The sequence below is a fragment of the Winogradskyella sp. UBA3174 genome, assembly GCF_002364335.1.
Lineage (GTDB): Bacteria > Bacteroidota > Bacteroidia > Flavobacteriales > Flavobacteriaceae > Winogradskyella.
Window position 1 is genome coordinate 9,347 of the sequence record NZ_DEXW01000053.1, and the last position, 4,613, is coordinate 13,959.

Here is a 4,613-nt window from a genome sequence, read left to right on the forward strand (position 1 = left end):
TTATACTGGTACATAAGAGTATACCCTCAAACAAACGCATTAAAACAATAAGACCATGGACATTACTATTGAGCCTATCGGAATGACAGTACTCATATTATTAACTGGACTATCTGCAGGATTATGTTTTACATGGTCTAATGCTGTAACACCAGGAATAGGCAGATTAGATGACTTGGGCTATTTAATGTCTTTTCAACAGATGAATAGAACCATAATAAACCCATTGTTTTTTGTAGTGTTTTTTGGACCAACCCTACTTGGATTCGTCAATTTATATGGATTTAGAAATGCAGCAAGTTCGGTCATTTGGCTATTAATAATAGCAATAACGATTTATTGTATTGGAGTTGTACTCGTCACCATTTTTGGTAATGTACCTCTAAATAACATGCTAGAGACCAAAGAATTAAGCTCAGCAAATCCTGAAGACTTAAAAACCTTAAGAGCCACCTTTGAAGTGAAATGGAATCGCTTGCATTTAATTAGAACATTCAGTTCAACAATTTCATTTCTACTCTTCCTAATAGCCCTTATTGAAATCACAAAAAGTAATACCTAAATAAATTAAACACATCATTAATAATAATTATAAATACAAATAAGATGAAAAATACAAGTAACATTTTAGTGATTGGCGGAACTGGAAAAACAGGACGCAAAGTAGCAAGTAAATTAATTGAAGCGGGACATTTCGTTAGAATTGGATCGCGATCTGCAACACCGTTATTCGATTGGAATGCTTCAGAAACTTGGGCTAGCGCACTACAAGGTATGGATAAAGTTTATATCACCTTTCAACCCGATTTAGCAGTTCCTGGTGCTCTGGAAGCTATTGAAGAATTAACAAAACAGGCCATAAAAAGCAATGTAAAAAAATTGGTGTTGCTCTCAGGAAAAGGGGAGAGGGAAGCAGAGCTTTGTGAGCAAGTGGTCATTCACTCAAGATTAGATTACACGATTGTTCGTGCGAGTTGGTTTAATCAAAATTTTAGCGAAAGCTTTTTCTTAGCTCCTATTATCGAAGGGTTCGTGGCATTACCACAAGCAGAAGTAAAAGTCCCTTATGTAGATACTGATGATATAGCCGATGTTGCTGTAGAAGCATTATTGCAAGACAAGCACAATGGAAAAATTTATCAACTTACGGGTCCAAAAGCACTAACATTTAGAGAGGCCATTGCAGAGATTTCTGAAGCGACAAAAAGAGACATTACCTTTACACCAATTGGATTATCAGCTTACACAAAGCTTATGAAAGAACAAGGCGTACCAGCAGATTTCGTTTGGTTAATCGAATATTTATTTACTGAAGTTTTAGGCAATCCTAACACTACTGAGATTACCAATGATATTGAAAATGTATTAGGTAGAAAACCTAAAGAATTCAAACATTATGTTGAAGACACTGCATTAACAGGTGTTTGGAACTAAAGTAATCAGCAATCAAAATAGTGAACATTCAATTCAATTAGAATAGAAACTATATCCGACCTCCCAATTGTTGAAGCGGGTTGTAAAACATAAATTATTAAATAAACTAATAATCAAACATTTACGGTTTACCTTAAATCAATTCCTACAATATTTTGTAAATTTAAGCTCTCCCTTAATTAATTGACAGTAGTTTTCTTGGAATAAATTCATCACCTTCTTTTACGAAAAAAGAGGGTTCTATTTTATTTTTATCAGCGTCATTTTCTGAATTTTCAAAGCGTATAATGGCTTTTGTAAAACGTTAAAATAACACAGCTTCTAAAAGCGAATCAATCACGTCCAGTTCAAAAATTTGCACTGCATATTCACTAAAAGATGTGGGGATAATAAACTTGATATTATTCCCTTGAGATAATTTCACAAGTTCAATACCAAAGTTCTAGACGTTTCAATATTAGTAAAAACAAGATCTACATGACATCTTTCCTTTAAATAATTAAAAGTTTCTAACCAATCTAAAAATAGTTCAGCCCTCTTAAAGTTTTCAATCCATTTTAATTTAATTTAGCATAAATTAAAACTATAAAATTGACAAATCAATTCTTAGAAGAAGCTAAGCGAGAACTCGTTAATGGACATTCTAAAAAACGGCATCCATTTCGTTATTTCGTCTTAGCGACTAATGAAAATGGCAAGCCAAAGCAACGAACGGTCGTTTTGCGAAAAACATTATTGGACTTAAGTTTAGTGTTTTATACCGACAGCCGAACACACAAAATAAAAGATATTCAAGATAATTCTGAATTTAGTGCCCTATTTTATAATTCTAAAAAACTACTGCAAATACGGATTGAAGGCAAGGCAGAATTAATAACCGATAAAGATCAAATTGCAACCTATTGGCATACAATACAAGCATCTTCTAAAAAAGATTACACGACTAATTTAGCACCTGGTACACCAATAAAAAATCCCGATGATGTTGATTACAAATCAAAAGAAAATCATTTCTGTCCAGTAAAACTTGTACCCAATAAGATTGAATACTTACGTCTAAAACGACCTAATCACTTAAGGATTTTATTTTCTAGAATTGATGCCGATTGGTCTGGCAAATTTTTAGTACCCTAACTTATTTATCTGACACAGAATAAAGACATTTTATTTTTTGCGCCTGTTTTTATCAAATTAAAAGTGCCTAATACTTATAGGCCTTAGCAAGTCTTAATATTTTAGTGCACTTCAGATTTTGATATGCACCCATTGTGCATGGACTCATAACCTGAGATACTTTTCTTTTCATTTCTACTTTAACTTTGGACTTAATCTTTTCCTTAACTATGGACTGAATTTTAGACCGCATCTTAGACCGTATTTTTGTTTCAATCTTGGACTTAATTTCAGCTTTTATCTTATTTTTTATCAGTGTTCTTAACATCCTTTTTTTTAGTTAAAGATAATTGTTATTGTTTAATTAGGTACTAGTTTCATTAAACAGAATATAAACTTTAACAAATTATATCACCGAACGATCCGCAGCTTCTCATAAGGTTTGTTTGCCTAAAATGTTTATTGCTAAAATTTTACCTGCATAAAAACACAACTAGTACTAATTATATAAAATGATAGATCTAACGCGATACTTATTCTTTCGGATAGCGACTTATATTTTTATGTTGCCAAATAAGATTTGCAATACTCCATTTACCATCTAACTTTATTAAATGTAAATATTCTACCCAGTTATCTGACACTAATTTTACATTAGCGATGCGATTATAAATGTCGAGAACTATAATTTGATTGTTAGGTTTTGCAGGGAATTTAGTATTAGACTTATTCCAAGACTCCGCAAACGCTATCATTTCTGCCTTAGTTGTAGGCTTAGCATATTCCTTTTTTGAAGCGCGATCCCAGCCTATAGTTATTTTCTTTAGACTATCGTTCATCACTTCGTTCATAAGCTCTGGCTTTAAATACTGTAAGCCAACTAAATAGCCTAAAGCAATTCTTTTAATTTCTATAGAATCTTTTTGCGACGCTTTAGCCGCCATTTCAATAGTGATATTTGTTGGGATGTCTCTACTTCGAATTTTTTCTTTATTAGTGTCAAATTGATCGAGACCTATTTGATTTCCTGAATTATCATAACGTCTTACACCGTATGCAAAGCCCCATTGATTTTTTACTAAAGCATCATTGGCATCATGGTAACTATAAACCTCATGGTTCCCATTAGCATCGTATACATCATGGTAAGACGCTGTACCTTTATCATTGGCAATAACTTTTAAGTTTTCATCTAAGTTGTAATGCGCCTTTGAAAACCCTTTTTTATCTAATAAACATCTGTAACACCGGAGTTAAAATATGGAGATAGCGGCACTGCTTCATTATCTAGATTAAAGCGTCTTTCTATAATTAATTTCTTTTTTTTGTTACATTTATAGGTCGCTATTCCCCAATTTGATACCATAGGCTTGTCATCGACATCATAAAATTGAAGCGTATTTTTAAATCCTTTTTTAGTGTAGGCATAGATTTCTTTATAGACGGCTCTATCATTTGTAATTCGTTTACCATTTTTATCAAAAAAGGTTCTGATTTCCTGTCCTTCAGGATAAGCTATGGTTACTTTATAAACGCCTAAAGGGGCAAGAGGATGTTGCCTTTCGGTATGGTAATGATTGTTTATTATTTCTATGATTTCCCCAGAATTATTATATTTTAAGTGTCTAAAATAATTAGTTGAAGCAATATTTTGTGCGAGTAATTAGGACGTCGTAAAGAGTAATAAAACGAGTTTTAAAAATTTCATAAGTGATTGTTTTAGGTGATTGATGCTATTCAGAGTTGCTGTAAATTAGGAGGTTTATAATCATATCCTTGGATAAATGTAATGTTTATAATGGGTTTTCTATAAAAATTTGGCTTCTAAATTAAGGACATCCAACGTTGTGATTTGCATAAGCATAACGAAACTGCCTAATTTCAAAAGAGGCGCATGTCCTGCTCTAAAACAATAGTAATCTCTAGAGTAAACCGAAGAATTATCGGGATTTCAATGTCATTTATTCCCTGTAATACGTACCTGTTTTTGAGTTTACCCAACTAAAAAAAACGTATATTACATTAAAAACCAGTCCTATGCCTTTGTTTTTGGATTTACATGACCT

Annotated in this window: 4 protein-coding genes; 3 read left to right on the forward strand and 1 reads right to left on the reverse strand. The window is 32.5% G+C overall.

The window, feature by feature from the left end:
- Window positions 1-55 precede the first annotated feature (55 nt).
- The 3 genes from B2U95_RS09815 (at window position 56) to B2U95_RS09825 (ending at window position 2,568) form a co-directional block, all read left to right on the forward strand.
- Window positions 56-562, forward strand: a complete 507-nt coding sequence (locus tag B2U95_RS09815; RefSeq protein ID WP_296315685.1) for a DUF1772 domain-containing protein — start codon at window positions 56-58, stop codon at window positions 560-562.
- A 44-nt stretch (window positions 563-606) separates the two neighbouring features.
- Window positions 607-1,434 carry an SDR family oxidoreductase gene (locus B2U95_RS09820; RefSeq protein WP_296315688.1) on the forward strand — a complete coding sequence of 276 codons (828 nt, stop codon included), beginning with the start codon at window positions 607-609 and terminating at the stop codon, window positions 1,432-1,434.
- A gap of 591 nt (window positions 1,435-2,025) precedes the next feature.
- Window positions 2,026-2,568 carry a pyridoxamine 5'-phosphate oxidase family protein gene (locus B2U95_RS09825; RefSeq protein ID WP_296315691.1) on the forward strand — a complete coding sequence of 181 codons (543 nt, stop codon included), beginning with the start codon at window positions 2,026-2,028 and terminating at the stop codon, window positions 2,566-2,568.
- 512 nt (window positions 2,569-3,080) lie between these two features.
- Here B2U95_RS09825 and B2U95_RS09830 read toward each other — a convergent pair.
- Window positions 3,081-3,491, reverse strand: coding sequence for a nuclear transport factor 2 family protein (locus B2U95_RS09830; RefSeq protein ID WP_296315694.1), 411 nt, complete (start codon window positions 3,489-3,491; stop codon window positions 3,081-3,083).
- Window positions 3,492-4,613 lie beyond the last annotated feature (1,122 nt).